The sequence below is a fragment of the Salinivibrio sp. IB868 genome (assembly GCF_001995655.1).
Taxonomy (GTDB): Bacteria; Pseudomonadota; Gammaproteobacteria; order Enterobacterales; family Vibrionaceae; genus Salinivibrio; species Salinivibrio siamensis.
The window spans coordinates 331,731-357,899 of record NZ_MUEW01000001.1; the positions used below are offsets into that span (position 1 = coordinate 331,731).

Sequence of the window (26,169 nt, forward strand, 5' to 3'; positions counted from 1 at the left end):
TCATGACACTGGCAGCTGAGATTGTTGCAACTGATACTTGCGCCCACTGTATATAAACAGGCTCGCAAACCCAACGACGCTCACTAAGCGAAGCCACAACGGAATATCGTGCCACACTAATAAGGCACCAATCATTAATAGACAAAGGCGGCTTAGCCAGTTAATCGGCCCTTCAAGATACCCTTCAATCGCGCCAATTAAGGCATACGTACCAATAATGGCAAAAAAGCCAACCTCTAACACCGAGGCGATATCCCAGCTGACCAAGCTGGTATAAGCAATGAGCAAAGGCACGAGATACAAGCCTTTGGCAATTTTCCACGCCATCAGCCCGGTTCGCATCGGTGGGGTTTTAGCAATGGTGGCCGCCGCAAATGCCGTCAAACAAAACGGTGGCGTCACGTTACTGTCTTGCGATAACCAAAAAATAATCAAGTGCGCAGCAAGCAGAGCCAAACTGACCGCCTCCAGCCCTAAGCTTTGCTCTAACAAAGTTTCCATAAAGTCAGCCGGCACTAAGGCAACCATTTGCTTAGCGGTTTCCATGGTCATGGGCGCATTTAAAAGATCGAGTTTGTCTGGGGCCGCCAACATAAATATCGCCTTGGCTTGCTCGGGAAGCTGGCCTGATACCAGCAGCTCCAACAATTGGCTTTCAGCAATAAGCTTATACAGTACGGGAGCTGACAAGGTGCCCAGTACGATATAGGCAGCGGTCACTGGTAAGCCCATCCCTAACACTAACGAGGCGACAGCAATTAGCACCAGCATCATAAACAGATCACCGTTCGCCCAACCATCAATCATCAGCGAGAACGTATTACCGATACCCGTGGTGCTGATCACATTCACCACCAAACCAATCCCCACGAGCAAAATGGCGGTGGTGGCCATATTTTTTGCCCCTTGCGCCAAGGCCTCGATGATCGCTTTCGGCCCCATCCGATGCTCTTTAGAAAACCAGGAAGCGAAAATCACAGAGATAATCGAAATACCCGCGGCATAGGTGGGCGTGAAGCCTTTAATCAACAAGGTGACAAGCACCGCAAGGGGGATCAGGTTATGCCAACCGCGGAGAAGCACCATCAATAAGGAGTCTTCAGTGGTAACAATCTTTTGCACGCCGCTGCGCTTTGCTTCGATGCGCACAAAAAAGCCCACCGAAAGAAAGTAGATCAGCGCAGGAACCAGTGATACGGCAATAATATCCACGTAAGGAATTTGGGTGTACGAGGCCATGATAAACGCCCCCGCCCCCATTACGGGTGGCATTAATTGTCCCCCGGTTGAAGCCGATGCCTCGACCCCAGCAGCAAAGCGCGACGGAAAACCGGCTTTTTGCATTAAAGGAATACTGATCACCCCGGTGGATACGGTATTCGCTACGCTCGAGCCTGACACTGACCCCATTAGCCCAGAGCCAATCACCGCAATAAAGCCCGGCCCACCGATAATTTTGCCCGCGGCCGCACGCGCCACATTGATGATGTAATCCCCAACCCCAGAGCGAACAAGAAAGGCGCCAAATAAGATGAACATGAACACGAACGTCCAGCTAATTCGGGTGATCGCGCCAAACATCCCCTCCGAGGAGTAGTAACTGCGATATAACAGGGTTTCTAGGCTCAAGCCGGGAAAGTGAAAAATCCCCGACGCCCACTCGCCCCACAGCACGACATAGCTCAAGCACACCATAATCAAAATGGGAATAAACCACCCCATGGTACGACGAATCAGCTCCACCACAATCACAATGGCTAAGCTGGCGAATACCCAATCAGCAGTAACAAATTTTACCCCACGCGCGTATAACGCATCTTCGGCATAAGGGATATATAGCAGACAAGCCACTGCACCTAACGCGATAAAAATATCGACCGCCAGCGCTATTTTATTCCGCTTCAAAGAGATATGTGCCGGGTACCAAAGCGCACAAATCACCGCAAACCCCGCAAAGTGTGTCGCGGAAATCCATAACTCGGGAAGCGTTGATAAGGTGTTAAACCAAATGTGCAATACAGACAACACCACGCCCAGCACAGTGATGGTGGTGGTCACCCACGGAAAGTCATCGCGTGTGGGTAATTCAAATTTCTCCAACGCTGTTTCATCTGGCTCTTGCTCAACTGACTGATGCTTAACTGGCTCGCTCATCCCTTTACTCCAAGCAGTGTCTGCGTTTCCATGCAATCTTTGATCTCGATAAGCGCTCCGAGCCATCCCGGAGCGCTATTGCGCTATTGCGTTATTCCATTACCAGTTCAGACGGGATGTCGATACCCACTTCTTGATAGTAGCGTGCTGCACCTGGATGGAGCGGCACAGGCAAACCAGCGATCGCTTTTTCAATCGCCATCGCTTTGGTGGCTTTATGAATGCCTTGAAGGAAAGACAGATTCTCATAAATAGCCTTGGTGAGCTGATACACATCCTCATCGGAGAGATCTTTGCGCACGGCCAAGAAGTTAGGTTGCGCAATAGTGGTGACCGGCTTATCTAGCTCAGGGTACGTGTTGGCAGGAATTTCGTACTTGGTCCAAAGGTTATATTTACCGTTAGCCGCTTTGATTTGCTCGTCAGTAAAAGACAAGATGGAAATGTCATTCCCCAGTGCAGCGAACGCTTGGGTAACCGCGCCAACTGGTACACCGGCTGGGGTGTTCATACCATCAATGGTGCCATTTTGTAGTGCACTGGCACTGCCGCCATAACCCATATACGCCAAATTAAAGGATTCCGGATCCACGCCGAGTCCTTTCATAATCTGACGACCTGAGTTCTCGGTACCTGAATTCTTCTTACCAATCGAAAATTTTTCACCTTCAAGGTTACTCAAATCACTCACGGTGCCGGTTTCTGCCAGCTCACTGCGCACAATAAAGTGCTCAACATTCTGCCAAAGCATAGACACAGAGCGCAGTTGATCTTGGCGGCCACTTTCTGCATATGGCCCCTCGCCGGACCAGGCCCATGCGCCGTATAAGCCCTGCAAGATCGCAAATTGCGCTTCGTCTTCATTAAGCAGTTTCACATTCTCGCCGGAGCCAGCAGAGCTAATTGCCGACAAAGAAAAATGGTGCTTAGGGGCAAGCTTGACCTTACTCAGTGTCGCCAGCGCAACACCAACAGGGTAGTAAGTGCCACCGGTGGAGGCCGTTGCGAGGATGTAGCTTCTGTCTTCTGCGACGGCGGTGGAGGCGACGCTAAATGAGGCCACGGCAAACGTCAGTGCTTTAAACAGCTTATTGATTTTCATTGTTACTCTCCATGTAGGGCTGCGTTATTGATTTACACAAATTAAACGGTTCGTTAACAGCAACACATGGTTAGCAAAGAGAGTGCCAACAGCTAAAACGTTGTTATTAGTGGTATTATTAGGAGGACTTATCGGTAATGAGCAAGATTTTTCTTATTTCCCGCTCAGCTAGTAAGCAAAATCTTGCTCATGGTGCGGCGCCAATAAGCAGTTGACCGTCACAAAACGTAAACAAAGTGTGATCACAGAACGCTTGCTCGCGAAATAGTACTGAGCAACTTTTTGCCGACGCATCAGGTATAGTCTGCGCGGTTGAGTCCAAATTTCTTCATTTTTTGGTTCAAGGTACGGCGAGGTAAATCGAGCGCCAACATCACTTCATGAATACGCCCTTGATGCGCCACCAAGCATTCGTGTAGCACCTTGCGCTCAAAGTTATGTAGCTGGATTAAAAGCGGAACATCCGATTGAACGGCTTCCATGGTCGATGAAGGGCGATTGGACAGTATTTCCATCACTGAAATGCCATCATCCAAGGCAAACCGCACTGCGACGTTACGCAGCTCACGAATATTACCCGGCCATGAGTAAGACAAAATGGCGTGCCGATCCGCCTCACTGGCCAGGCGTGTCTCCGGATTGGTCTGACGGGTAAAGTGCTCAAACAAGATCAAAGCATCATCTTCACGCTCTCTTAAGGGCGGAAGATGGATTTGTGCCACATTTAAACGGTAGTACAAATCTTGTCGGAAGGTTTCATGGCCATTGAGATCGGCTTTAGCGGCCGCAATGACCCGCGTATCGATCGCTATCGACTGGTTCCCTCCCACTCTTTCAATGGTGTGCTCTTGAAGCGCGCGCAACACTTTCACCTGCATACTTGCCGGCATGCTCTCGACTTCATCAAAAAACAAGGTACCTTTGTGCGCGTATTCGAACTTACCAATGCGGCGCTGATTGGCACCGGTAAACGCCCCTGACTCATGGCCGAACAGCTCACTTTCAAATAAGTTTTCCGGGATGGCGCCGCAGTTTATCGGCACAAAACGTTGGGCTTGTCGCGCACTTTCATTGTGTAAGCTGGTAGCCACCAGCTCTTTGCCACACCCCGTTTCCCCATAGATGATCACATTGGTGTCAATACGCGCCAGCTTCGCCACCTGCTCACGAAGTTGTTGCATCACTCGGCTTTGGCCAATCAGCACTTTCTCCAGTCCACTAATACGCGCTAAATAGGCTTGTCGCTCTTGCGTCGATGCTTGCTGGCGATAACTATCAACCGCCTCGGATACACGCTGAGACAAACGCTCGGGCTCAAAAGGCTTTTCGATAAAATCAAACGCCCCGTTTTGCAACGCCCCCACGGCCATATCAACATCACCGTGTCCGGTAATAAACAACACAGGCGTGGCCACCTGATGCAGCTCAAGCTCATTCAGAATCGATAATCCATCAACATCAGGGAGTTTTACGTCGCTGACCACCGCATCAAACGGGTGCTGTAGCACTGCATCCAATCCGGCTTTCCCATGACTAAATGCTTCCACCTCAAAGCCTGCCAACTCCAACCACTGGCAGGTGGTCTGGCGAACAATCTCGTCATCTTCAATCAAGGCAATGCGCGGGAGTGTCTGTAACGTCATGAGGAAACCATCCGTGATAAGTGACTCATTACGGTAGCAAAAGTCACACAACAGAAAAGGAGCTAGCTCTCACTTTCTCATCACACTGCTTTAACATTTGTTCGGCGCACCGCAGTCTAAAGCAGAATAAGAATGAGAGTGTGTTATGCATCAGGATCACCACAGGCACCAAGAAACCAGCACCAAGACGACATGGGCTCGATTAGTCGTCGTCAGCGTATTGGTGATTTTCTCATATGGCATCAGCCGTGAAGCGGCTTATCAGTGGTTAAGCGTACAACATCATAATGAAGTCCAGAACAAGCTTTTGGACTACATCGGTGAGGTCCGCCGTGCCTTAAGGCGCTTCTATCATCTACCGTATTTGCTGACCAACCACCCTGACACACTGGCAATTGTAAAGGGCGAGCAGCATGACCCCGCCGCCTTCCAAGCAAAACTCACACAGCTCGATAAAGCAGCCAATACCGAAGGCTGGACACTGCTCTCGACATCAGGTGATGTGCTGGCGTCGAGCTTGATTGATGAACGCTTTAGCCGCCCCGATCGGTTGGCGATCGTCGAGCAAGTATTGCACCAAGGTGAAGGCGTATCATTGGTGAATAAAACCAAAGGCTATGGCCCACTCTACTATTTATCCGCCCCGGTTTTTGAGGGGCTTAACATCGCCGCTATCGTGGTAGTGCAGATTGATCTTAGTTTTCTCACCGAACAACCCATTACCAGTCAAGACATCATTCTGCTGCAAAATCGGCAACAGCGCTTTTTCCTTTCAAGCAGCAGCGAGTACAACGCAGACTGGCTGAATGCAGCCCAGCTGAATGCAGCCCAGCTGAATGCAGCCCAGCTGAACGCAGCCCGGCTGAATGCAGCCCAGCTGAACGCAGTTCAACAGAACGCGACACAAACGCCAGAACACGATAAGACACAGACGGTTAACAGGGAAACGCGTTATCTCTACGACAGTACCGCCATCAGTCAATGGCGGCTGAGTGCCACCTCCTTTCTTGGCCACACGGTAAAACTGGACGATCTAAAGTGGTCAGTGAGCTACCTTACGCCCTACAAGCCTATCAAAGGCGCGGCAAGCCTGTTCGCATGGGGAGTGGCCGCCGCACTGCTCGTGGTCATTCTGCTGTTGATTATCGGTCAACAACGCCGGCAAAAACACCGTCACCAGCAGCGTATTCAAAGCTTATTGCAAGAGTCGCAGCGCCGACTTAAACAAATGATCGATAAAACACAAGTCGGGTTACTGTTAATTGATCAGCAAGGAGCGCTGTTTGATCTCAACCCGATGGCCAAGCGGTTATTTGGCTTGCCAGAAAACAATCATCACCGCATTTTTGCTTGGGAGTTGTTTGATACCGGCAATCCACACGCTACCACCCTCACCTTGCTGAAAAACCTCGATAAACACAATGAATTGGCTGAGCTCAATGCGGTTGAAACCATGGCGCGTCGCAGCGACGGTAGCGTCTTTCCAGCGCTTTTTTCACTCACTCGTTTCCCTTGGCATGATGAGCAATACTACCTCGCGACGTTGATTGACATTAGCAAACGTAAAAAAGCCGAACAATCACTGCAACAGATGAACCAAGCACTCACCGAGCGCGTGGAAGAGCGCACCCAAGCGCTGCAACAAGCACAAGCGCAACTGATTGAGACCAGCAAAATGGCCGCCTTAGGGAGAATGTCGAGTGCTATTACTCATGAGCTGAATCAGCCACTTACCGGCCTTCGCACCTTACTCACCACTAACACCTTGCTCGCTGAACGCGGTGAAACAGAAAAAGTTAAAGCCAACAATCAGCTAGTGCAAAAGCTGATCGATCGTATGACCAATATGACCAGCCAACTCAAAACCTTTGCCTACAGCAAACCACAGCATCTCCACCCCGTGTCGCTGGCTGATGCCCTCAATGAGACCTTGCGTGTGTATCAAGCTCAGCTGGCAGACATTGATGTGCGAGTGCGGATGCCTCACGACACGCCCCTGATTGAGGGTGAAGGGCAAAGGCTGTTGCAGATCCTGGGAAACTTGGTGTCCAACGCGTGCGATGCGATGGCAAATACCGCGGCGCCGACCTTGGTGTTTGTGGTCACGCCTGCCGAAAGGACAGTCGAGCTGACGGTCAGTGACAACGGCTGTGGAGCCTCCACAGACGTTATAGAGACCATGTTCGAGCCATTTGTCACCTCTAAAAAAATCGGCGACGGACTGGGTTTGGGACTCGCGATTACCGCCAACAACGTGCGAGATATAAATGGACAAATAAGCGTCGCACCTAATGCCCAGAATGGACTGACCTTTACGCTTACTTTTCAGTCAGTCATCCCTGGTCACTAACCCGCGCGCCGCTCGCCTCAGCGCGCAACTACAACGCGGCAAACATAATATGCTGAGGCCCTGCCGCACCGCCCCAATACAACTCGCCTGTATCAGTAAAACCGCCTTTTTGATAACAGGTTTTAGCAACCGGGTTTCGACAGTTCACCGTTAAATACACCCAATTAAAATCACGATAATCAACGGGCAAATACGCCAGCAAGGCTTTAACCGCACCAGTGCCTAGGCCCTGCCCTTGATAACGCGCATCCACCACAAACATGCGCAAACCCAGCGTCTTTGGCGGACAAAAGTCGTACTGAGACGCATAGTCGGTATCGAGTTTAAAAAAGCCTACTATCTTGCCCGCTCGCTCGATCACATGGCGGTGAATGGTCTCACTGTCCTCAGCAAGAAATTCGTCTGCGGTGCCGGCAAATTTCACTTGTTGGTCGTGAAGGGATACCTGACGAACACCGTCGATGTCCGCATCAGTCAGTGGAGCGACATTTATCTCGGTAAGCTGACTAGTGGTGGTTTCTGACATACCAGTTCTCATCATCCTTGTTATTGGTATAGGGCTTGTGCGCTAGTCTTCGTGGTCAATAGTCTTTGCGCTCAATGCTGAGCACTCGAGGTCAGGGAGCACCGAACAACGCGCTGCTTCCATAAAAGACAGGCATAAAAAGGGAGCCCTGCTTGACAGCGCTCCCTATCATAGCGTGCCAGTTAGGTTAAATCACTGACAATTCAACCTTAATATTGCCACGCGTAGCATTGGAATACGGACATACTTGGTGTGCTTGCTCGACCAATGACTGCGCGGTCTCTTTATCCAGATCACCCACAGACACTGCCAACTTCACGGCAATGCCAAAGCCGCCATCGATCGGACCAATCGACACTTCAGAGTTGATGTGGGTGTCTTCGGGCAAGGTGACGCCTGCTTTACCCGCCACTAAACGAAGCGCGCCAATAAAACACGCCGCATAACCGGCGGCAAAAAGCTGCTCAGGGTTTGTCCCTTCACCATCGTTTCCGCCCAAACCTTTAGGCGTGGAAAGCGCCACATCTAAACGTCCATCATCAGATTTGGCTGACCCTTCACGGCCTCCGGTAGCGGTCGCTTTTGCTGTATAGGCAACACTTTGTAGCTCTTTCATTTCACTCTCCTGTGGTCCAGTCCGCTTGCGGCTCACTGCTTCGCACCCAGCAGGTGCGGTGAAGCCGCTTGCATCAGGTTTATTTATTTTGCATGCAAAATACTAGATCGCATGACCCAGCATTGCAAATGTTTTGCGTGCAAAATAAAATACTCACCAGACACACATACAATGACAAGCCCATGACCTATCCCCAATTACAGCTCAACAGCCAAATCTGTCACCGCTTATACAAGGCCTCTAACGGTATTTCGCGCGCCTACCGAACCTGGCTGACCGAGCTTGATCTCACTTATCCGCAATATGTGGTGATGATGGCGCTGTGGGAAGAAAATCAACTATCGATCGCCACGTTAGTCGAGAAAACCGGCATTGATGGTGGTGCGATGACGCAGATTTTGAAAAAGATGAGCGATAAAGGCTTGCTCACCATCGTCAAAGACGAAGACGATAAACGAAAACGGTGGGTAACATTGACGGGCAAAGGCATTGAGCTGCAGCACCAAGCCGCTGCTATCCCTGAGAAAATCCGCTGCAAGTTTCCCAGCATTGATGATCAGCAAGCCCAGCATCTGATTGCGCTGCTGGATAAGATTAACCACGATTTAGGAGAACGTGACGCATAACCGTCCGGAAAACGGCACCTGCACAAGGCGCATCGGCAACACAACAAAGGCAAACTATTACTTGGTCGTCACCCGCTTTACTGCCACAATCGGTGCTGTTACCTCGATATTAACGGACAACAATGAAACTATTAGCTCGCAACCTTGCACGCACCACCACCGAACACGAACTCCGTCAGCTATTCTCCGCTCACGGCAGCGTCAAAGCATGCACCCTTGTGCTGKACCAAGAGACTGGCGAATCCAAAGGCTTTGCTTTCATCACCATGCCTGACGAAGAAGAAGCCAAAGCCGCGCTAGCCGCTTTAAACCTCACCAGCGTTGCGAAAAGCAAAATCCGCGTGAAAGTCGCAAACTAAGCAAAAAGCCCCCTTGCACTTACATTGGCTATGAGGCGAGAGCGATAGTCAACACGATCACACGTGTTGGCTTTTGTTTATGGTCGAAACTTCTGTCCATGGGCGAATACTATTCAGCTGATCTTCGAGCTCATGTTCAGTAATTTCAGTATCATAGGCAACTTGAGCACGCAGCCAATAGCCCTTCGACAATCCAAAAAAACGACATAAACGCAAGTCTGTATCAGCCGTTATAGCCCGTTTACCAGCAATAATTTGACCAATACGCTGTGCGGGCACTCCGATTTCTTTAGCCAAACGATATTGCGAAATCCCCATCGGAGTCAGGAACTCTTCTTTTAGTAACTCGCCAGGTGTGACAGCTTCTACAGTACGCATGAGCGACCTCTTAGTGATAATCAACGATTTCGACATCTTCCGCACCACCTTGAACCCAGCGAAAGCAAATGCGGAACTGATTATTGATTCGAATGCTAAATTGCCCTTTACGATCACCTTTTAGCGGCTCTAGTTTGTTACCAGGTGGTATTTTGAGATCATCTAAATCGGTTGAGATTTGTAGCTGCCGCAATTTTCTAAGCGCGACTCGCTCAAAATTGACGAAACGCTTTACCCGCTTTCCCTGTGCTAGCTTTTCAGTATCTTTGCAATTAAACGTTCGAATCATAAACCCAATAGTAACGCAGAGCGTTAATAACGTAAAGCGTCATCAAACCATAGCTGATTGACAGCCTACGTCCGGCTCGTCACTATCAAGCTTTGATAATGTAGTGACGCTTGAGCAGTAAAAATGGCAAAACCGAATAAAAAAGGCCCCAGTAAAACCATCGATATTTTCTGTAAACGCTGTAATGCGCCACTGTTTAAATACCGCAAAGGTGGCAAAGGTGCTTTGGTGAAATGCTTTAAAGAAAGGATTGTTGAGGATGCCACCACCACGCCGTGTCACTGCCCTCAGTGCAAACAGCCCTTTGCCCGTGACACCTTGGTGCGAGGCACACCAACCTATAAATTTATTGGCGGTAAGGTATGGTTCAAATGAAGATAACCCCTTTAGGCGATACATTAGGGGCGCAAATCGATAATATCGATTTATCCCAGCTTTCAGACACTGAGTTTGCGGCATTGTACCAAGCATTTTTACGCTACAAAGTGCTTTTCTTTCGCGAGCAGCCCCTCTCGACCGACGACCATGTCGAACTGGCAAAACGCTTCGGCGAGCTTGAGCCTCCTCACCCGTTTTTTCCGCACCTGCCCGACAACGACCAAGTGGTCGTGATTGAAACCAGCCGCGGCAATCCACCCAGCCAAAGCTATTGGCACACCGACATGACATGGCAAGCGGTGCCGCCCAAGTGCTCGGTTTTACACGCGCAATATGTACCAGAACATGGCGGTGATACGATTTGGTGTGACATGACAGCAGTATGGGCTGATCTCACCGACGAAGAAAAAGCCGAGCTACGCCAGCTCGACACCATTCACGCACTGCACGCCTTTGAAGGTAGCCGTTACGATCATCAAGACGCCGACGGCCAGAGTGTGGTTTCGAAACGCGCTCAAGACTACCCACCCATTCGCCGTGCCATGATGCAAACCCATCCAGAAACCGGCCAAGAAGTACTATTTATTAACGAGCAATTTACTCGCACGATTGCCGACTGGCCAGAGGCTGACAGCCAACAACGGCTTGCGACACTGTTCAGTCAAGCACGCCAATCGAAATATCACGTTCGTTTTCGCTGGCAAAAACACTCGGTGGCGATCTGGGATAATCGCGCCACCCAACACTACGCAGTAACCGATTATGGCGACGCACCCAGACGATTACACCGTGTCACCGTTCAGGGTGACAGTGCTCAGTAACACCAAACGGCATTCAGGCGCGGGTATATTGATACAGATTGTTGCTATGCCCATAAAGCATGATTTGGCGTTGTAGCTGAAACCCTAGCTTTTCGAGCAAACGGTTTGAAGGTTGATTGTCTGGTAAGGTAACGGCCTGAACGGTACTCAGTCCGGTCGCTATCAGGGTTGCTTCAAGCACCGCCTCGGCGGCTTCTGTGGCGTATCCTTGCCCGGTATAACGCGATAAAAACGCGTAGCCTAAATCTGGATATGCCAACTCATCGCGCTTGAGCACACCGCACATACCGATGGGCTCACCATCTTCCCGGCGTTCTACCAGATTCAGGCCAAAGCCATATGCTTGATAGCTCGCAAGCGGTCCGTGACGGAGATACTCGACTGCATCTTGTTCAGTACGCACCTTTTTATCTGCGATACAGCGTATAAACGACGCATCATTAAGCAGCTCCACAATAAACGGCGCATCGTCGAGATGAAACTGTCGCACATTGAGCCTTTTTGACCGGCATATCAGAGTCATAAACCACTCGCCTACTGAAACAATCTATCGCGCCATAATCGCATATTGGCGCGAATAAGTATCTACGCCGGCAACCAACACTGATAAAAATCGGTCTTCGCATGTTTGGAGTTGGCGCGAACAAATTCCCAGCCGTGCTGGCGATAAAAGGTTAACGCACGATGGTTATCACGGCTCACAGAAAGCATTGCTCGGCGGCACCCGGCGTTTGTTAAGGTGGTTTCGATATAGTGCTGCAGCAAAGGGGCAAACCCTCGACCTCGAAAGGCAGGTGCAAGGTAGATAAGATGCACATAACCAGTCTCAGGCTCCGGCGACGTGCTGCGAAATTCAAGCTGCCCAGCCCATTCTCCATCGACAAAAATATGCCGATAAAACCATTCGGGCTGACCCACGCGTTCACTCATCCGTTCATAATAGCCAGTTAGAAAGTCTTCAAACCCCTCATCGGAGCCAAAGCTACAGACAAAAGCGTCCCGACGTGCAGCCACGCAATAAGCAAAATCGGTTTCAAGATTGATGGGACGGAAGTCAGGTGCATGGGGTATTCTCAAACTCTAACGACCATATGCGCTGCATAACGATAATATACACCTAGGCTTTACTCGATGATCTGATAGTGACGCGTGACATTTTTCGTAACCGCTCCCCAATAGGATGATTTAACTCTCTCTTGGTGCTTATCAAAAGCTGAGCGATCGACAAACTCCTCATAAACATCAAATCGCAGCGGGTTGTCCGAATGTTGCTGAACCTTAAAGACCAAACAGCCCGGCTCTTCCAACGTCAACTTTTTATGATTAACAAGCTCTCGCGTCATAGCCTGAAGATCAGAGCTTGGCACGAGAATAAAACCTTCTAGAGTGACTTTTGACATATAGTTTATCTTTGAAGAACTCAGTTAGCTTGAGAAAACGCTCACTGACTAAACAGTGAGACGCGTGTCTAGTAAAACGGAGCAAGTCCAAGCACTATTTCTACGGTACTTGTCATGCATTTTCTCGATTTACGCGAGATACTATTTGTTGAGCAGACAATTCAGGTAACCAAGACATATGCATGTTTAAGCTATCGGAATGGGAGCCCTCTAGCGGTAAACCTAGCAAACACAGTTTGCCTACTTCAGCTGGCAAATCATGTTTAACTCGCAGGTTGACTATATCACTTGCAACCGAGTATGCTTTATTAGCCTTTATATCTAGCAAAACCTCACTGAGCTTTTGGAAACAGTTGTGCCAAACTTCAAGGAAACTAACTACTGGTAAATTTTCAGGGAATGCGCGTAAATCTTGTTTAAGCTGGCTATTCCAAACCGATTTCTCTTCTAACAAAATATCAATTTTCAAATCTAGTTGAAACGTTACCTCTTCTAAATCCATAGAGTCTTCAAGTTGAAAATCGAAAGGAGGAATACCAACATGCTGACAATAGTTCCTCAATTTGTAAAACAGTCTGTATTCACTATGTGCGTCGTATAGCTCAGATTGAGAAGCTTTCCATTTCTTAATTTCTGGCGATTCTTTTCCACAAAGACGAGAAATTGAAAAATCAGAATGATCAAGCAAGGAACGAAACATACTAGACAGGTTCAAAAATTGCCTGGTTAGGTCTAAGTTTATATTTTCATACAGCTCGTCTGTCATGTGCTTTTGGTCTATGTATTGACGAACATACCCTGCTATTGAGCTAAAGAGTTCGTCCAAGTTCATCTGAACGCTTTTGATTAACTTAAGGCTTTGTGAAAACTCTGAAATGAGTTGATTATTGCTTAAAACACTATCCTTACAGGCAAGCTCTAAAGCTTTTATTTTAGTACTTCGCTCTAGCTTACCATTTATTTCCTCTAGTAGATCGTAAACATAAGCATATTCCCAACCAAACGATGAATCTGTCATATATTTCCCTGATGCATAGCGAATGACATGGAGCGCCCCTCTTGAAGATCTGCCACACTTAGGTGCGACCTTTAATACCGGAGGCAACCATGTCTACTCAATTCTTTTGTGGCGTTGATCTCGCCGAGTACCACTTTTTAAGTAACAATGTATCCGCTTGTTTCTTGGCTGCGCTCGCGCTGAAAAAAGTGCCAGACGCAGCGCCTATCTATGCGCTTTCGAGCTATTTACTTAATAAAGCAACGGGCTTGTTCAACACCCAAATAAAGTGTCGGCTGCGCGACACTTATTCTTATTTGTTATGCATAAATAGCAATGGGAAGAATTTGAATTGCAGGCCCTTCAATTTCTAACTTTAAGTCCGGAATATCAAAACCTTGTTCACTACCCAAAGAACTCAAATTTCCCAGCGCGTCAAGCATTAAAGTTGATGGCATCTTGCTAAGCGCAGTTTTTCTAAGCAGATTGATAGAATCTGAAGAATCACTAACACTTTTAATAACTTTCCCAATTATCTTAAACTGACCGTCAACTAAATCAGACATCAATGGATCATTAAGAAATCCTGTCTCGACTGTCACAACTGCTGTGTATCCAGCTTTCAAGCTAGCAGAACTTAGGTCAATAGTACTACCAGCCTTTAGTGTATCCGAAAATCTAAGCATCTGTTGTTTAATTTTCTGATTTTCAGATATCTGATTACGCCGACCTTTCTTAGGCTGTGGTTTGTCTTCAAATACATCAGCCATGTCCATCATTTCAGCAAGGCTATCGATAGTCTCAACGATCGGGTTTCTTTTAAGGAAACCTTCGAACTCGACAAAATCACCAGCCTTAGGAAGCTCTTCATGAGTTTCTTTAAGGTACCCTTTTTCTAAAAGAGTGTTCCGCAATTGAAAAAATAGCGATGCAGGAGTGTGGACTCTTTCTTGAGATGATGTATTTGCTTCTTCGGTTCCCACAGTTTTTTCTTTGGAACCAGTAAGATCTATTTTCAGAAGAGTAGAGAAAGCTTCACTCAACCCAAAACCAGCGGAAACCTTTTCGCCATCAGTATTCTTATTCAACGAAGATTCAGTAACCGTGGTTACTGTACTAATTCCACCCTGTAGCATTGCCAGCAAATCAAAAACAAGCTTTTGATTAAGATATACAGGGACTATCAATCTATCCATGATGTTTCCTTTTATTCATAACGCCCGCATTTGCGGCTGGTTTGGAGCGCAGCGAAAAACCAGTCCGGCAACATGCGTTTGTTAAGCGCCAAACCTTAGTGCGCTAAAGTACGAGTTCTTTGGCCAAAGAAACCATTACTCCGAGGCACACGTAAAACCCCCACACAGAGAACGATTTTAGTGCAGCTATTTGATGATTTGTCATATTTCCTTTGGGCACAACAGAATATAGATCCTCTGAACAAATCCTTTGATCATGAAGCTTACCAATAAATTCGTTGTAGGAATCTCTAAATGCTTTTTCGAGCGCCAAATAATATGAGTCTAGGGCCAAGAAGAGCAAAATAGGTACTAACGCTATAAATGCATATTCTGGCTTGCTTTTGTCGGCAACCAAAACCAGTATTGCTGACACGATCGTGATACACCACGTCTTTGATGCCGTACTATTTGCAGCCATCCGACTAATTACGCCCTGCATAATTTGCAGGTGAGCTTGAACCGATGGTGATTCTTCGGTTAGTGCGTCTGGATTCGACATTGCTATATCCAACTCGCGAAATTATTGTATCCGTTATCAGACACCCAATCATATACGTTGAAAAAGTTACTAAGATTGTAACTATTTCCTCTATATTTTTGAGCGACTTCAACCCGATAAGATGCAGTTCCACCAATCTTGTCGTATTTCACCCATTTCCCATTAATTTTCTCCCATAGAGTGGCTGTCAAACCAGAATCGGAAAAGGTAACCCCTACATACTCTAGTGGGTTTGGCCCCTTTATTTTGGTCTGTTGGTTCCTGCATTTTATTGAATTGACATGAACGCCAACGATATTATTTCCCCTTTTGAAGCTTTTCAGGAGTTCGTATCTTACCCACGGTCGCTCATACGTCTGGCTACCTATTAGAACACAAGTATTCGAAGTCCTTTCTAAGCCCGAATTTATTAGTTTTTTGAGCGCAACGTCACCTTGTTTTTTTGCGCTCTCCCATATTGATGCATCGTGATAGCCAGCTATTTCACGGTTAAGCTTAAACCTCCAATGGTTTCTAACAACATTAGCCCTAAACTCAGCAACGTCTTTATAATGAAAGCTAAAAAACACCCTCTTTGCCATACGCTCCCTCAATATTTAAAAACTTTTGGATTTTCCCCGCGCATCCAGCCATCCAAATTAACCCATTCGTTCGACCTTTTGTGGACATAGAATTTATTCATAGTCAGATCCAAGTAGGGATACATGCCTAAATACTCTCTACCTTCAAATTGCTCGTCATCTCCGACTATTGGCGCAACAGAGACTCGACCAGTTTTTGCATCCATGTATCCAAGCTCCCACGGCATCCAAAGAGATTTTTCCGCTGACGGCGAGGTCAAATAGATTAGTGAGGAGCAATTGTTCATTCTATTTCGAAGAACTGCTGCAGTTTCGGGGGAAACTTCACCACGATCCAGATGGTCATCTTCTATCCAGTCCACATAGACGCTGTAACCACTCTCTTCGAGCAACTCTTTTACTATTTTCACCACTCTCGCATCATCGAAGGAATGTGAGAGAAAAATGTCATAGCTTTCAGCATACGAGAACGCTTGAGCTGATTCTTCAAGCTTCTTCTTCGCGAACCTCATCTCTCCCGCCTCGTCGATAATGTACGATTGACGGTTATTGTAGACGTTCAGTAATTGTGATTTTTTGAGCAGAGCCAATTGTGTTCCCTAGTATTCCTACTCTTTACCATGTTGCTTAACATTGTATTAGTGCGCATGCGCGATTTCCCAAAACCGTTATACGCGTCTTTTTTCATCTAACTACTTATTATTAAACACATTTACAGCAATTAAAGCAATCATCTCGTCTACGAAAGTGTGCATGCCGCCTATCATGGCTCAGGCGTTCACATTACCCTCAAGCAATAAAATGCAACCCATTGATTAAATAGCATTTCTATTTTTTTCGTTTGGTGATAATGTGAATGTGTGTCGGATAATCGTGCACACAATCTGGCTTCCCTCGCCGATAAGCTGTGTAAATATATAGCTTGGCAGTTTAGTGGAATGCGCTTTAACCCCCACGCTACCGCCCTCTGGTTGGCGGCGTCCAAAAGGCCATGTATGGGCGAGAATTTTAGGGGCTTAGATTATCAAACGCTGGGTAATGTGTTTAGGCAAAGGGGTCTAAAATGTTGGCGCGGTCAGGGTTTGGGGATTTATAAGGGGTTAAACGCAAAAAAGCCGCTGACTGAGCAGCGGCTTTTCGGCATATGGCGGAGAGATAGGGATTTGAACCCTAGAAGGGCTATTAACCCTTGCCGGTTTTCAAGACCGGTGCTTTCAACCACTCAGCCATCTCTCCGGAACGCGGCGTATATTATTGGGTTCGCTGTGGCTTGTAAACCCTTTATTTGCCGCTTTTTGTCTGCTCGCTCAATCAATGATCAGCTTGGCGAACGTGCTAGCAAAAGGCGATTAGCTTACCGCCAATCGCCCCTGCTTTTAACTGAGACACGTTAGCTGAGTCTCTTTGCTGCGCAGTGTTTATAGCGCGATAAAAATACCCGCCAGTGCCGCACTCATTAGGTTGGCAAAGGTGGCGGCAATCACTGCGCGTACGCCAAGGCTTGCCACATCTTTGCGGCGTTCGGGCACCATAGCACCAATCGAGCCAAGTTGAATGGCAATCGAGCCAATGTTGGCAAAGCCACACAAGGCAAAGGTGACAATCACCTGGCTTTGCACCGACAGGTTCGCTTTGATATCGGAAAAGGATAAGAAGGCGACAAACTCATTGAGTGCGATTTTCTGCCCTAATAGGTTGCCGACGGCAAACACTTCATGCACCGGCACCCCAGTAAGCAATGCCAAGGGTGAGAATAAATAGCCGAACAGGCTTTCTAGGCTTAAGCCTTCTAAATCAAGCAGCTCGCCAATGCTCCCGAGCCCGGCGTTTAGCATTGCAATCACACTGATAAAGGCCACCAGCATGGTACCCACGGCCACCGCGACTTTCATACCGTTCATCGCGCCGCTGGCCAAAGCATCAATCGCGTTCGCTTGGTCGCTATCGCTGATCTCCACCTGGTTTTGCTCAGCCGGTGTTTCCGTCTCAGGGACGATGATTTTGGCCATCAATAATCCACCGGGCGCGGCCATAAAGCTCGCGGCAATCAGGTATTTTAAATCCACGCCCATGGCGGCATATCCGCCAAGTACACTGCCGGCCACTGAGGCCATACCGCCGACCATTACGGCGAAGAGTTCAGAGCGGGTCATTTTGCTAAGAAAAGGGCGAACTACCAAAGGAGATTCGCCCTGAGAAAGAAAGATGTTGCTGGTTGCCACCAGAGACTCTGCGCGGCTGGTGCCGAGTAATCGCTGTATGCCGCCGCCGAGCAATTTAATAACCCATTGCATAATGCCGAGATGATAAAGGAGAGAAATCAGCGCACTGATAAAAATGATTAACGGCAGTACTTTAACAGCGAAAATAAACCCATCGTTCGCCAGTGGTCCAAACACAAACTCGATGCCTTCGTTGGCAAAGGAGAGCAGCTTCGCCGCGCCATTACTCATTGCCCCTAGCATGGCTTGACCAAAGGGAATATAGAGCACCAGGGCAGCAAACCCAGCTTGCAGGCCAACCGCGCCTAGCACTGTTCGCCAGTTGATGGCTTTTCGGTTGGTGGAAAATGCGCACGCGCACAGAAACAGAGCGACCAGACCTGCCGCACTATAGAGGAGTTGCATAAATAGATTACCTTGCCGTTGTGTTGCACTTGCGGTACGGATGAGTACGACACGCTGCCGGGGTGGCAAGAGGTTCCATCATGCGTTACATCGTACCGCGGGTTCGGTGAAGGTGGGCCCGACCTTGGACGCTTTTTCTTCAGCCGCGAATCGCGACACAGTCACTCTTTGGCTATCGCTGCGCAAAGAGCACATGTTGGGCGGGCATTCTATTGTGATTAAACTCTCATTTCCAGCAGAATTTGACGCTCGATCACACTTATTTAGAGATTGTCGAGGGTGGCAAACTGCCCTTTTGGCTTTGTCTTGTCTCTCAGACAATGGTCGGATGTTTATCCCCCTCTTTTTGTGTCACGTTGGCAGTGTCTATCATTCACACCCAGCATCACGCCTACGCTTAACAAATTTGGCAAGATTGGTTGACACGTTTGGCTCATATGATACTCATGGGTGGCTATTGACAAAACAATTGAAGGCAAAGTGATAAAAATACGCCTCAATGGAAAAAACAAAAGCAATAGCGCTAAAAAACATAAAACAAAGCAAACACAACAACGCAACCATAATAAAGGAAACACACATGCAAACCGTCTCTTCGCATCAGGCAGGATCTAGCTTGTCGGTGATGCAACGTCTACGCGCATTGGGGCCAGGTATAATGATGGCCGCGGCAGCTGTAGGCGGCTCTCACCTTGTTGCTTCAACCAAAGCCGGAGCCATTTATGGCTGGCAGCTTGCGGCATTGATCCTGCTCGTTAACTTGTTTAAATACCCCTTTTTTCGTGCAGGCGTACAATACACCGCAGGAACCGGTGAAACCTTGGTCGAGGGCTATGCACGTTTAGGCCGCCCTTACTTGTGGCTGTTTGTCGCTTTAAGTGCGGTCTCTGGGGTGATTAACACCGCAGCCTTAACCTTATTTAGCGCCAGCTTGCTCAGCTATTTTGTGCCGTTTGATCTCTCACTGACGGTGCTCTCAAGCATTATTGTGGTCACCTGCTTAGTCATCCTGATTGCAGGGCATTACAAAGCGTTAGATACCTTATCGAAAGTGATCATGGCGACGCTGACTTGCGCCACCTTGGTGGCGGTGACGGTTGCCGTGGGGAATCCTGTCGCGATTGAGCCCAACTTCAATGCGCCCTCGATTTGGTCTGTCGCCGCCATCGGCTTTATCGTGGTGACCATGGGGTGGATGCCTGCCCCGATTGAGATTTCTAGCATCACCTCGGTGTGGCTCAAGCGTAAAGCACAATCAGAGCCGATCAACGCCAAAGCGGCACTGTTTGATTTTAACGTTGGTTACATTGGCACCGCGCTGTTGGCGATTGTGTTCTTATCACTCGGTGCCTTGCTTCTGCATGGCAGCGGGGTTGAACTAAAGCAATCAGGTATTGGCTTTTCGCACCAGTTAGTGGGGCTGTATGCCGCCACCATTGGTGAATGGTCACGTTATTTGATTGCGGTGGTCGCCTTTTTCTGTATTTTCGGCAGCACTATTACTGTGATCGATGGCTATGCGCGCGTGGTGTCTGAATCGCAACGCTTGTTGCGTGAACAAACAGAAGCCGAAGCGCACCCGGCTATTGCACAAGGCTGGATGGTGCTTATCTCGGTGCTGGCGCTGGCGATTGTGGCATTTTGGACCGGCGCACTGCTGACCATGCTTGATTTTGCCATGGTCGCCGCATTTGTCACCACGCCCTTTTTTGCATTGCTCAACTATATTTTGGTGACCAAGCACCGCTTACCGCCTGAAGTGACCATGAGCAAAGCGATGCGCGCATTGGCGATCACCGGCTTGGTGTATTTGTTCGGCTTTTTGGCCGTATTCGTCTGGTGGAAGTGGTTGATGTAACAAAGTTTACCTTGTTCACGCTTAAAGGGCTGGGTTAACATCCTTTTACAACTTCAGCAACGGTGTTGGGCGTGGATAAGGTATTATTGACTTTATAAAAGCCAGTCGTGGTTTAGGTTAAGGACGTGGGCGGCTTGAAAAAGTGAACGACTGCCCACATAACTGTCGTATATAGAAATGGATTGTTAACCCAACCGGGAGAACGTTATGAACGATCGTATCGTTTCGCACAGCCAGTCACAGCAGAGTGCGTTATCTACAAACAAAGTGCTACGTAATACGTATGCACTGCTATCGATGACACTGATCACCAGTGCAATCGCGGCCTTTATCGCTATCGCTGTCGGCATCGGCCCAATGATGTCGCTAGGTATGACCCTAGGTGCGTTGGCGATCGTGTTCTTTGTGCTACCTCGCACCATGAACTCCTCTGCCGGTATTGTATGGACCTTTGTGTTCACCGGCCTTTTGGGTGCCTCGTTAGGCCCAACGCTAACCTACTACCTGAGCCTATCTAGCGGCCCAGGGATTGTGATGCAGGCGCTCGCCACCACAGGTATGGTATTCCTAGGCCTGTCGGCATATGCCATTACCTCTAAGAAAGACTTCTCTTTCATGGGTGGTTTCTTGGTCGCCGGTGTGATTGCCCTTCTGGTGGCAATGGTCGCGAACATCTTCTTACAGATCCCAGCGCTGAGCTTGGCAATCAGCACCATCGCGGTACTGATTTTCTCAGCCTTTATTCTGTATGACACCAGCAACATCATTAATGGCGGTGAGACTAACTACATCCGCGCCACGGTGTCGCTGTACTTGAACATCTTCAACATCTTCGTTCACATGCTAAGCATTCTTGGCTTTATGAACGACGACTAACCCCTGGATTTAGTCAATAACAAACACAAAGAGCCGGCACGCGCCGGCTTTTTTTATGGCTGCGTTTTTATGCCTGAAGGCGTGTGATTACATAGCGCACCCACTCAGTGCGGCGCGCCACATCCGCACGGTGAACGCCAGTTGCACTCGCCTTCCCTGCTCGCTATGCTTTGCAGCCTTAATCAAAGCGATAACGTCCGGTCAGATGACGAACAAAGGTAAGACTATGCTGGTGTATGAAGGTGAAACCATTGCGACGGATGCGCAAGGGTATTTAAAAAATGTGGACGATTGGCACGAAGCCTTGGTGCCGCTGCTTGCCGAACAAGAAAACATTGCGCTGACCGAGGCACATTGGGAAGTGATTCACTTTGTCCGCCACTTCTATCAAGAGTACAACACCTCACCGGCGGTGCGTTTGTTGGTTAAGTCGATGGAAAAAGAATACGGCCCAGAAAAAGGCAACAGCAAGTACTTGTTCAAGCTATTCCCGAAAGGCCCAGCCAAACAGGCCACCAAGCTGGCAGGCTTACCCAAGCCCGCTAAATGCCTCTAGTCACCGAGGCAGACAAGTACCGAAGCTGACAAGTCCCGAGGCCGACAGATCATGCGCCGCCACACCCTCGCGGCGCATATAACGATTGGCACTAGGTTCTATGTTATTGAGACCTGTTATTAAGGCCCTATAAAATGGCGAACCCATCAACGGCACGCCATTCCGCCTCTTCTTTATCAACTTGGTCGACGCCCGCCGTCGGTGGCCCTTTATCTAGCCACGCCATTAACGAGTCCACTGACTCCTCGCCTCCACAAGCCAATACCTCAACGCGACCATCCGGCAGGTTCTTCGCGTATCCGGTTAATGAGAGCTTTAACGCCTCATGGGCGGTGTGATAACGAAAGCCAACTCCCTGAACGTGACCTGTGACATAGGCTTTGACACATTTTTGAGACATCTGTCACCTCTGCTATATTCCCATTGCAAAACGACACCTGTATAACGCTACATGAGACAAGTCGTTTGACAGGATGGCGTCATGAAAGAAGTTGCGTTTCGATGGATTGATAAATACTTTATCCACCTTCGGCTACAAGAAAAATTTTACCTTATCTTTTTCCTCCCCTTGCTCGCAATGGTTGTGATTGCGCTTACCTTGGATGCCGCCTCAGATACCCGCGTGGCACACAAGATGGAAGCGGAAGGTCAAGCCATTCAAGCCATGGTTGAAAAATACGACCTCCCGAGAGGCGAGGTGCAAACTCTGCTCAATAATCAGCAAACCGGTTTTACCTTTAATGGTAATGAGCTTGTCTACCAAGTCGACGGCTCGCTGTTTAGCCATATGAGCGCCACTGATTGGAGCCTGCTACTCGGCATGGTGCTGGTGATTGCGGTGCTTGTTTACTACATCATGACCTTTATTGGCGGTGCGATGTACACCATGAACCAAGCTTTATTAAAGCTAGCAGATGGTGAACTGAGTTACCGAATGAACTTTATTCCTGTTCGTGATGAGTTCAGCCAAATTGCCGTTACTATCGATAAAGTGCTCGAGCGCGAGCAAAGCCTGGTGAAAGCCATTCAGCAAAGCGCGGAGATGATGGATGGTCTGTCCTCCAGTCTGCAGCAGCGTAGCGATGAAAGTGAAGCCTTGGGTGAGAGTCAACGCCAGTATCTTGATTCACTGGCCAGTGCCACCGAGGAAATGGCAGGCTCGATTCGCGAAGTGGCCAGCCATGCCACGGACACCTCGACCCAAACACAAGAGGCCACCGAAGCGGCGAACCAGGGGCGTCAGCAAGTTCAACAAACCATGAACGCGATTAACGGCCTTGCCAGCGAAATTGCCCAAGCGGCGGATAAAGTCAGCGAGCTGAGCAAAAACGCTGAGCAAATTGGCAGCGTGGTAACCACCATCAATGGCATCAGTGAACAAACCAACTTGTTGGCTCTTAACGCCGCAATCGAAGCGGCACGTGCCGGTGAGCAAGGCCGCGGCTTTGCGGTGGTGGCCGATGAAGTACGTACACTGGCCAGTCGCACCCAAGAGTCAACAGTTGATATTCAGTCGATGATTGAATCACTGCAAACGCATACCGCGGATCTGCGCCGCGTGATGGAAGGCACGGTTGAAAATGCCTCCGCCAGCGAGGCGGCGGTGCAAGAAATTGATACCGAAATCAGCCAAATCGCTGAGCGCAGTGGCACCATTGCTGATCGCAGTACCGAAATTGCCGCCGCTGCTGAGCAGCAAGGCAATGTCGCAGGTACGATTTCGCAAGATGTCGAACAAGTACGTAGCCAATCGACGCAGGTAGCACAAATGCTGCGTGATTCCGCCACTGAAGTGAGCGAGTTGGGTGCCCAAGCGCATCAGTTAAAAACCTTGGTGGCAGGGCTTCGCACCTAACTCCTTGGCCTAGCTCTCTCACACTGGTTATCACGCGCCCTTCCCTGGGCGCGTTTTTATTGCAATGTTACTCACCTTGCTCGACAATACCCGCCCTTTTTTGCTTTGCCTATCCATCATTAATCGTTAGGACACCCCATGACTGTCACTGTGTATCTTGCCAAAGGCCGCGATAAATCGATCAAACGCCGCCACCCTTGGATCTTCTCACGCGGTATTGCCCGTATTGAAGGGAAGCCCAGCTTAGGTGACACTGTCACGGTTTGTGATCATCAAGGCGAGTTTTTAGGCCTTGGCGCGTTCTCGCCACAATCGCAAATCCGGGTACGCATGTGGTGCTTTGAAAAAACCGCTATCGACAGTGACTTTTTCCTTGCCCGTATTCGCGCGGCAAAACCGCTGCGTACCATGCTCGCCGAGCGTGATGGACTCACCGGTTATCGTCTCTTGGCCGCTGAGTCAGACGGTGTGCCCGGTATTACCGTGGATAAATACGATAACTACTTGGTGTGCCAATTGCTCAGCGCTGGTGCGGAAGCTCAGCGTGATAATCTGGTCACCGCCCTGCGTACCGAGTTCCCAGATTGTCATATCTACGAGCGCTCGGATGTGGCAATTCGTAAAAAAGAAGGCCTCAAGCCTCGCGTGGGAGTGTTACACGGTGAGGAGCCGCCTGCCTCCGTCATCATCGAAGAAAATGGCGTGGCGATTGAGGTCGATATTGCTAACGGCCATAAAACTGGTTTTTACCTCGACCAACGGGATAGCCGCGAACAAGCGGTGAAATACATGGATGGCAAGCGCGTCCTGAACTGCTTTTGTTATACTGGCGGCTTTGGCTTATATGCGCAAAAAGGCAATGCTAAACACGTCACTAATGTCGATGTGTCACAATCGGCGCTCGACAAAGCCAAAGCCAATGCGGCGCGAAACGGCTTTGATCTTACCCGCGCGGAATTTGTCAATGCCGATGTGTTTAAGCTGCTGCGCACTTATCGTGAACAAGGTGAACGCTTTGATGTGATTGTGATGGACCCGCCCAAATTTGCAGAGTCGAAATCGCAACTGAACGGCGCGTGTCGTGGTTACAAAGATATCAACATGCTTGCCATGCAGCTGCTGAATCCAGGCGGTGTGCTGCTCAGTTATTCATGTTCAGGGCTAATGGACGCCGGATTGTTCCAGAAGATCCTCGCAGATGCGGCCTTGGATGCGGGTAAAAATATGCAGTTTATTGAGCGCTTTTCACAAGCTGCCGACCATCCCACTCACAGTGCCTACCCAGAAGGGTTCTATCTGAAAGGCTTTGCTTGCCTGGTGCAATAACACGCAAGCGGTATCGCAATTTTGTGTCAGCAGGCAGCAGATGTCGCCTGCTGGCCTAGACACTTCTGTCTAGCCCCTCTACTGTTCTTAGAGAGTCAGCATTTAGAGAGCTAGCAACAGGAGTGTATGAATGCTCAGTCCCATTAAGCCACAAGATGAAGAGCAACGTTTAAAAAAACTGCAAGAAACGGGTCTGCTCGATAGCGAAGACGAAGAGCGCTTTGACCGAATCACCCGGCTCGCTAAGCGATTGTTCGATGTCCCGATCGCCCTCGTTAGCTTGATTGATAACGATCGTCAGTGGTTTAAATCCTGCTTTGGCCTCAACGTTCGCCAAACATCACGAGATATCTCATTCTGTGGTCACGCCATTTTGGGTAATCAGCCGTTTGTGGTACAAGACGCCAGTGCCGACCCGCGGTTTGCCGATAATCCATTGGTAACAGGCGAACCACATATTCGCTTTTATGCGGGGCACCCGCTTTCTCTCAGCGATGGCACCAATGTCGGCACACTGTGTGTCATTGATACTCAACCAAGGCGCTTTAGCCAAGAAGACTTGCGTTTTTTAAAAGATCTGGCGCTATTGGCGGAAAGCGAGTTGTCATCAGCCCATACCGCTTACACTGATGACATTACTGGCATTTCTAATCGACGCGGTTTTATGCAACTGGCGAGCCGGGCGGTGCAGCATTGTCAGTCGATTAATGCTCCTTATTCATTGGCTTTTTTAGACTTAAATAACTTTAAAGCGATTAATGATACCTACGGCCATGCTGAAGGGGATATCGCGTTATCTCACTTAGCGAACTTGCTGCGTGCCAATATGCGCGAATCGGATGTGTTCGCCCGCTTTGGCGGGGACGAGTTTGTGGTATTTCTCTATGGTACCGGACGCCAAGAAGCAGAAAACGCACTCGAGCGCTTTGCGGGCGTGGTTGAGCGGTTTAACCAGATTAATCGCCATACCTATCCCCTTTCATTTAGCCAAGGGATTGCGACCAGCTCGGCCACCTCGCACCGTGGATTAGATGACTTGTTGGATGAAGCGGATACCAAGATGTATCAACAAAAAATGGGTAAAAAGGCCAACAGCGGTGATGAGCGCTAAGCG

28 protein-coding genes and 1 tRNA gene are annotated in these 26,169 nt (G+C 48.9%); 11 read left to right on the forward strand and 18 right to left on the reverse strand.

Annotated elements, in window-relative coordinates:
• From BZG20_RS01465 to BZG20_RS01475, 3 genes are all read right to left on the reverse strand, one after another.
• Positions 1 to 2,154: a TRAP transporter permease gene (locus BZG20_RS01465; RefSeq protein ID WP_077577882.1), complete on the reverse strand. Its 2,154-nt coding sequence runs from the start codon at positions 2,152 to 2,154 to the stop codon at positions 1 to 3.
• Between the two features lie 91 nt (positions 2,155 to 2,245).
• Complete coding sequence (locus BZG20_RS01470; protein ID WP_077577883.1) at positions 2,246 to 3,256, reverse strand: TAXI family TRAP transporter solute-binding subunit; 1,011 nt, start codon at positions 3,254 to 3,256, stop codon at positions 2,246 to 2,248.
• Positions 3,257 to 3,549: 293 nt separating this feature from the next.
• On the reverse strand, positions 3,550 to 4,899 hold the full coding sequence (locus BZG20_RS01475; RefSeq protein WP_077577884.1) for a sigma-54 dependent transcriptional regulator: 1,350 nt from the start codon (positions 4,897 to 4,899) through the stop codon (positions 3,550 to 3,552).
• A gap of 145 nt (positions 4,900 to 5,044) precedes the next feature.
• Here BZG20_RS01475 and BZG20_RS01480 point away from each other — a divergent pair, with 145 nt between their 5' ends.
• A complete protein-coding gene (locus BZG20_RS01480; RefSeq protein ID WP_077577885.1) occupies positions 5,045 to 7,249 on the forward strand; it encodes an ATP-binding protein in 2,205 nt (734 codons plus the stop codon).
• A gap of 28 nt (positions 7,250 to 7,277) precedes the next feature.
• On the opposite strand, the gene BZG20_RS01485 is transcribed toward BZG20_RS01480, so the two are convergent.
• Together BZG20_RS01485 and BZG20_RS01490 are read right to left on the reverse strand one after the other, a co-directional pair.
• Complete coding sequence (locus BZG20_RS01485; RefSeq protein WP_077577886.1) at positions 7,278 to 7,775, reverse strand: GNAT family N-acetyltransferase; 498 nt, start codon at positions 7,773 to 7,775, stop codon at positions 7,278 to 7,280.
• A 187-nt stretch (positions 7,776 to 7,962) separates the two neighbouring features.
• Positions 7,963 to 8,391 carry an organic hydroperoxide resistance protein gene (locus BZG20_RS01490; RefSeq protein WP_069361329.1) on the reverse strand — a complete coding sequence of 143 codons (429 nt, stop codon included), beginning with the start codon at positions 8,389 to 8,391 and terminating at the stop codon, positions 7,963 to 7,965.
• A gap of 182 nt (positions 8,392 to 8,573) precedes the next feature.
• Between BZG20_RS01490 and BZG20_RS01495 the strand changes: the two genes are divergently transcribed.
• Together BZG20_RS01495 and BZG20_RS01500 are read left to right on the forward strand one after the other, a co-directional pair.
• The gene (locus BZG20_RS01495) at positions 8,574 to 9,017 is read left to right on the forward strand and encodes a MarR family transcriptional regulator (protein ID WP_077577887.1); all 444 of its coding nucleotides are present in this window, start codon (positions 8,574 to 8,576) and stop codon (positions 9,015 to 9,017) included.
• Between the two features lie 122 nt (positions 9,018 to 9,139).
• A complete protein-coding gene (locus BZG20_RS01500; protein WP_077577888.1) occupies positions 9,140 to 9,376 on the forward strand; it encodes an RNA-binding protein in 237 nt (78 codons plus the stop codon).
• Positions 9,377 to 9,433: 57 nt separating this feature from the next.
• Here the strand turns inward: BZG20_RS01500 and BZG20_RS01505 are convergent, their stop codons facing one another.
• Entirely contained in the window at positions 9,434 to 9,754 is a 321-nt protein-coding gene (locus BZG20_RS01505) for a HigA family addiction module antitoxin (RefSeq protein ID WP_077577889.1), read from the reverse strand.
• A 10-nt stretch (positions 9,755 to 9,764) separates the two neighbouring features.
• Positions 9,765 to 10,043: a type II toxin-antitoxin system RelE/ParE family toxin gene (locus BZG20_RS01510; RefSeq protein WP_069587542.1), complete on the reverse strand. Its 279-nt coding sequence runs from the start codon at positions 10,041 to 10,043 to the stop codon at positions 9,765 to 9,767.
• Between the two features lie 123 nt (positions 10,044 to 10,166).
• Here BZG20_RS01510 and BZG20_RS01515 point away from each other — a divergent pair, with 123 nt between their 5' ends.
• Both BZG20_RS01515 and BZG20_RS01520 read left to right on the forward strand, forming a co-directional pair.
• Complete coding sequence (locus tag BZG20_RS01515; RefSeq protein ID WP_077577890.1) at positions 10,167 to 10,418, forward strand: hypothetical protein; 252 nt, start codon at positions 10,167 to 10,169, stop codon at positions 10,416 to 10,418.
• Entirely contained in the window at positions 10,415 to 11,242 is an 828-nt protein-coding gene (locus BZG20_RS01520) for a TauD/TfdA family dioxygenase (RefSeq protein ID WP_077577891.1), read from the forward strand. Before BZG20_RS01515 ends, BZG20_RS01520 begins: the two co-directional genes overlap by 4 nt.
• A gap of 13 nt (positions 11,243 to 11,255) precedes the next feature.
• On the opposite strand, the gene BZG20_RS01525 is transcribed toward BZG20_RS01520, so the two are convergent.
• The 10 genes from BZG20_RS01525 to BZG20_RS01570 form a co-directional block, all read right to left on the reverse strand.
• The gene (locus BZG20_RS01525; protein WP_338012963.1) at positions 11,256 to 11,732 is read right to left on the reverse strand and encodes a GNAT family N-acetyltransferase; all 477 of its coding nucleotides are present in this window, start codon (positions 11,730 to 11,732) and stop codon (positions 11,256 to 11,258) included.
• A gap of 95 nt (positions 11,733 to 11,827) precedes the next feature.
• Positions 11,828 to 12,319 (reverse strand): GNAT family N-acetyltransferase, encoded by a 492-nt coding sequence (locus tag BZG20_RS01530; RefSeq protein ID WP_241829506.1) that lies wholly within the window; start codon positions 12,317 to 12,319, stop codon positions 11,828 to 11,830.
• A gap of 47 nt (positions 12,320 to 12,366) precedes the next feature.
• Entirely contained in the window at positions 12,367 to 12,642 is a 276-nt protein-coding gene (locus tag BZG20_RS01535; RefSeq protein WP_077577893.1) for an antibiotic biosynthesis monooxygenase, read from the reverse strand.
• Positions 12,643 to 12,754: 112 nt separating this feature from the next.
• Positions 12,755 to 13,660, reverse strand: a complete 906-nt coding sequence (locus BZG20_RS01540) for a hypothetical protein (protein WP_077577894.1) — start codon at positions 13,658 to 13,660, stop codon at positions 12,755 to 12,757.
• 299 nt (positions 13,661 to 13,959) lie between these two features.
• The gene (locus BZG20_RS01545; protein ID WP_077577895.1) at positions 13,960 to 14,835 is read right to left on the reverse strand and encodes a hypothetical protein; all 876 of its coding nucleotides are present in this window, start codon (positions 14,833 to 14,835) and stop codon (positions 13,960 to 13,962) included.
• A gap of 103 nt (positions 14,836 to 14,938) precedes the next feature.
• The gene (locus tag BZG20_RS01550; RefSeq protein ID WP_198531445.1) at positions 14,939 to 15,376 is read right to left on the reverse strand and encodes a hypothetical protein; all 438 of its coding nucleotides are present in this window, start codon (positions 15,374 to 15,376) and stop codon (positions 14,939 to 14,941) included.
• A gap of 2 nt (positions 15,377 to 15,378) precedes the next feature.
• The gene (locus tag BZG20_RS01555; RefSeq protein ID WP_077577896.1) at positions 15,379 to 15,957 is read right to left on the reverse strand and encodes a TIR domain-containing protein; all 579 of its coding nucleotides are present in this window, start codon (positions 15,955 to 15,957) and stop codon (positions 15,379 to 15,381) included.
• Between the two features lie 8 nt (positions 15,958 to 15,965).
• A complete protein-coding gene (locus tag BZG20_RS01560) occupies positions 15,966 to 16,547 on the reverse strand; it encodes a toll/interleukin-1 receptor domain-containing protein (protein WP_077577897.1) in 582 nt (193 codons plus the stop codon).
• Between the two features lie 555 nt (positions 16,548 to 17,102).
• Positions 17,103 to 17,193: transfer RNA gene (locus BZG20_RS01565), tRNA-Ser, on the reverse strand.
• Positions 17,194 to 17,375: 182 nt separating this feature from the next.
• Entirely contained in the window at positions 17,376 to 18,584 is a 1,209-nt protein-coding gene (locus BZG20_RS01570) for a NupC/NupG family nucleoside CNT transporter (protein WP_077577898.1), read from the reverse strand.
• A 580-nt stretch (positions 18,585 to 19,164) separates the two neighbouring features.
• Between BZG20_RS01570 and BZG20_RS01575 the strand changes: the two genes are divergently transcribed.
• The 3 genes from BZG20_RS01575 (at position 19,165) to BZG20_RS01585 (ending at position 21,874) form a co-directional block, all read left to right on the forward strand.
• On the forward strand, positions 19,165 to 20,442 hold the full coding sequence (locus BZG20_RS01575; RefSeq protein WP_077577899.1) for a divalent metal cation transporter: 1,278 nt from the start codon (positions 19,165 to 19,167) through the stop codon (positions 20,440 to 20,442).
• Between the two features lie 207 nt (positions 20,443 to 20,649).
• On the forward strand, positions 20,650 to 21,318 hold the full coding sequence (locus tag BZG20_RS01580) for a Bax inhibitor-1/YccA family protein (RefSeq protein ID WP_046073363.1): 669 nt from the start codon (positions 20,650 to 20,652) through the stop codon (positions 21,316 to 21,318).
• Between the two features lie 226 nt (positions 21,319 to 21,544).
• Positions 21,545 to 21,874, forward strand: a complete 330-nt coding sequence (locus BZG20_RS01585; protein WP_025672953.1) for a TusE/DsrC/DsvC family sulfur relay protein — start codon at positions 21,545 to 21,547, stop codon at positions 21,872 to 21,874.
• A gap of 127 nt (positions 21,875 to 22,001) precedes the next feature.
• Here the strand turns inward: BZG20_RS01585 and yccX are convergent, their stop codons facing one another.
• On the reverse strand, positions 22,002 to 22,274 hold the full coding sequence (gene yccX, locus BZG20_RS01590) for an acylphosphatase (RefSeq protein ID WP_077577900.1): 273 nt from the start codon (positions 22,272 to 22,274) through the stop codon (positions 22,002 to 22,004).
• An 81-nt stretch (positions 22,275 to 22,355) separates the two neighbouring features.
• Here yccX and BZG20_RS01595 point away from each other — a divergent pair, with 81 nt between their 5' ends.
• The 3 genes from BZG20_RS01595 to BZG20_RS01605 all read left to right on the forward strand — a co-directional run bounded on the left by BZG20_RS01595 (position 22,356) and on the right by BZG20_RS01605 (position 26,166).
• Positions 22,356 to 23,729: a methyl-accepting chemotaxis protein gene (locus BZG20_RS01595; RefSeq protein ID WP_077577901.1), complete on the forward strand. Its 1,374-nt coding sequence runs from the start codon at positions 22,356 to 22,358 to the stop codon at positions 23,727 to 23,729.
• A gap of 138 nt (positions 23,730 to 23,867) precedes the next feature.
• The gene (locus BZG20_RS01600) at positions 23,868 to 25,055 is read left to right on the forward strand and encodes a class I SAM-dependent methyltransferase (RefSeq protein ID WP_077577902.1); all 1,188 of its coding nucleotides are present in this window, start codon (positions 23,868 to 23,870) and stop codon (positions 25,053 to 25,055) included.
• 130 nt (positions 25,056 to 25,185) lie between these two features.
• The gene (locus BZG20_RS01605; protein WP_077577903.1) at positions 25,186 to 26,166 is read left to right on the forward strand and encodes a sensor domain-containing diguanylate cyclase; all 981 of its coding nucleotides are present in this window, start codon (positions 25,186 to 25,188) and stop codon (positions 26,164 to 26,166) included.
• Positions 26,167 to 26,169: the final 3 nt, after the last annotated feature.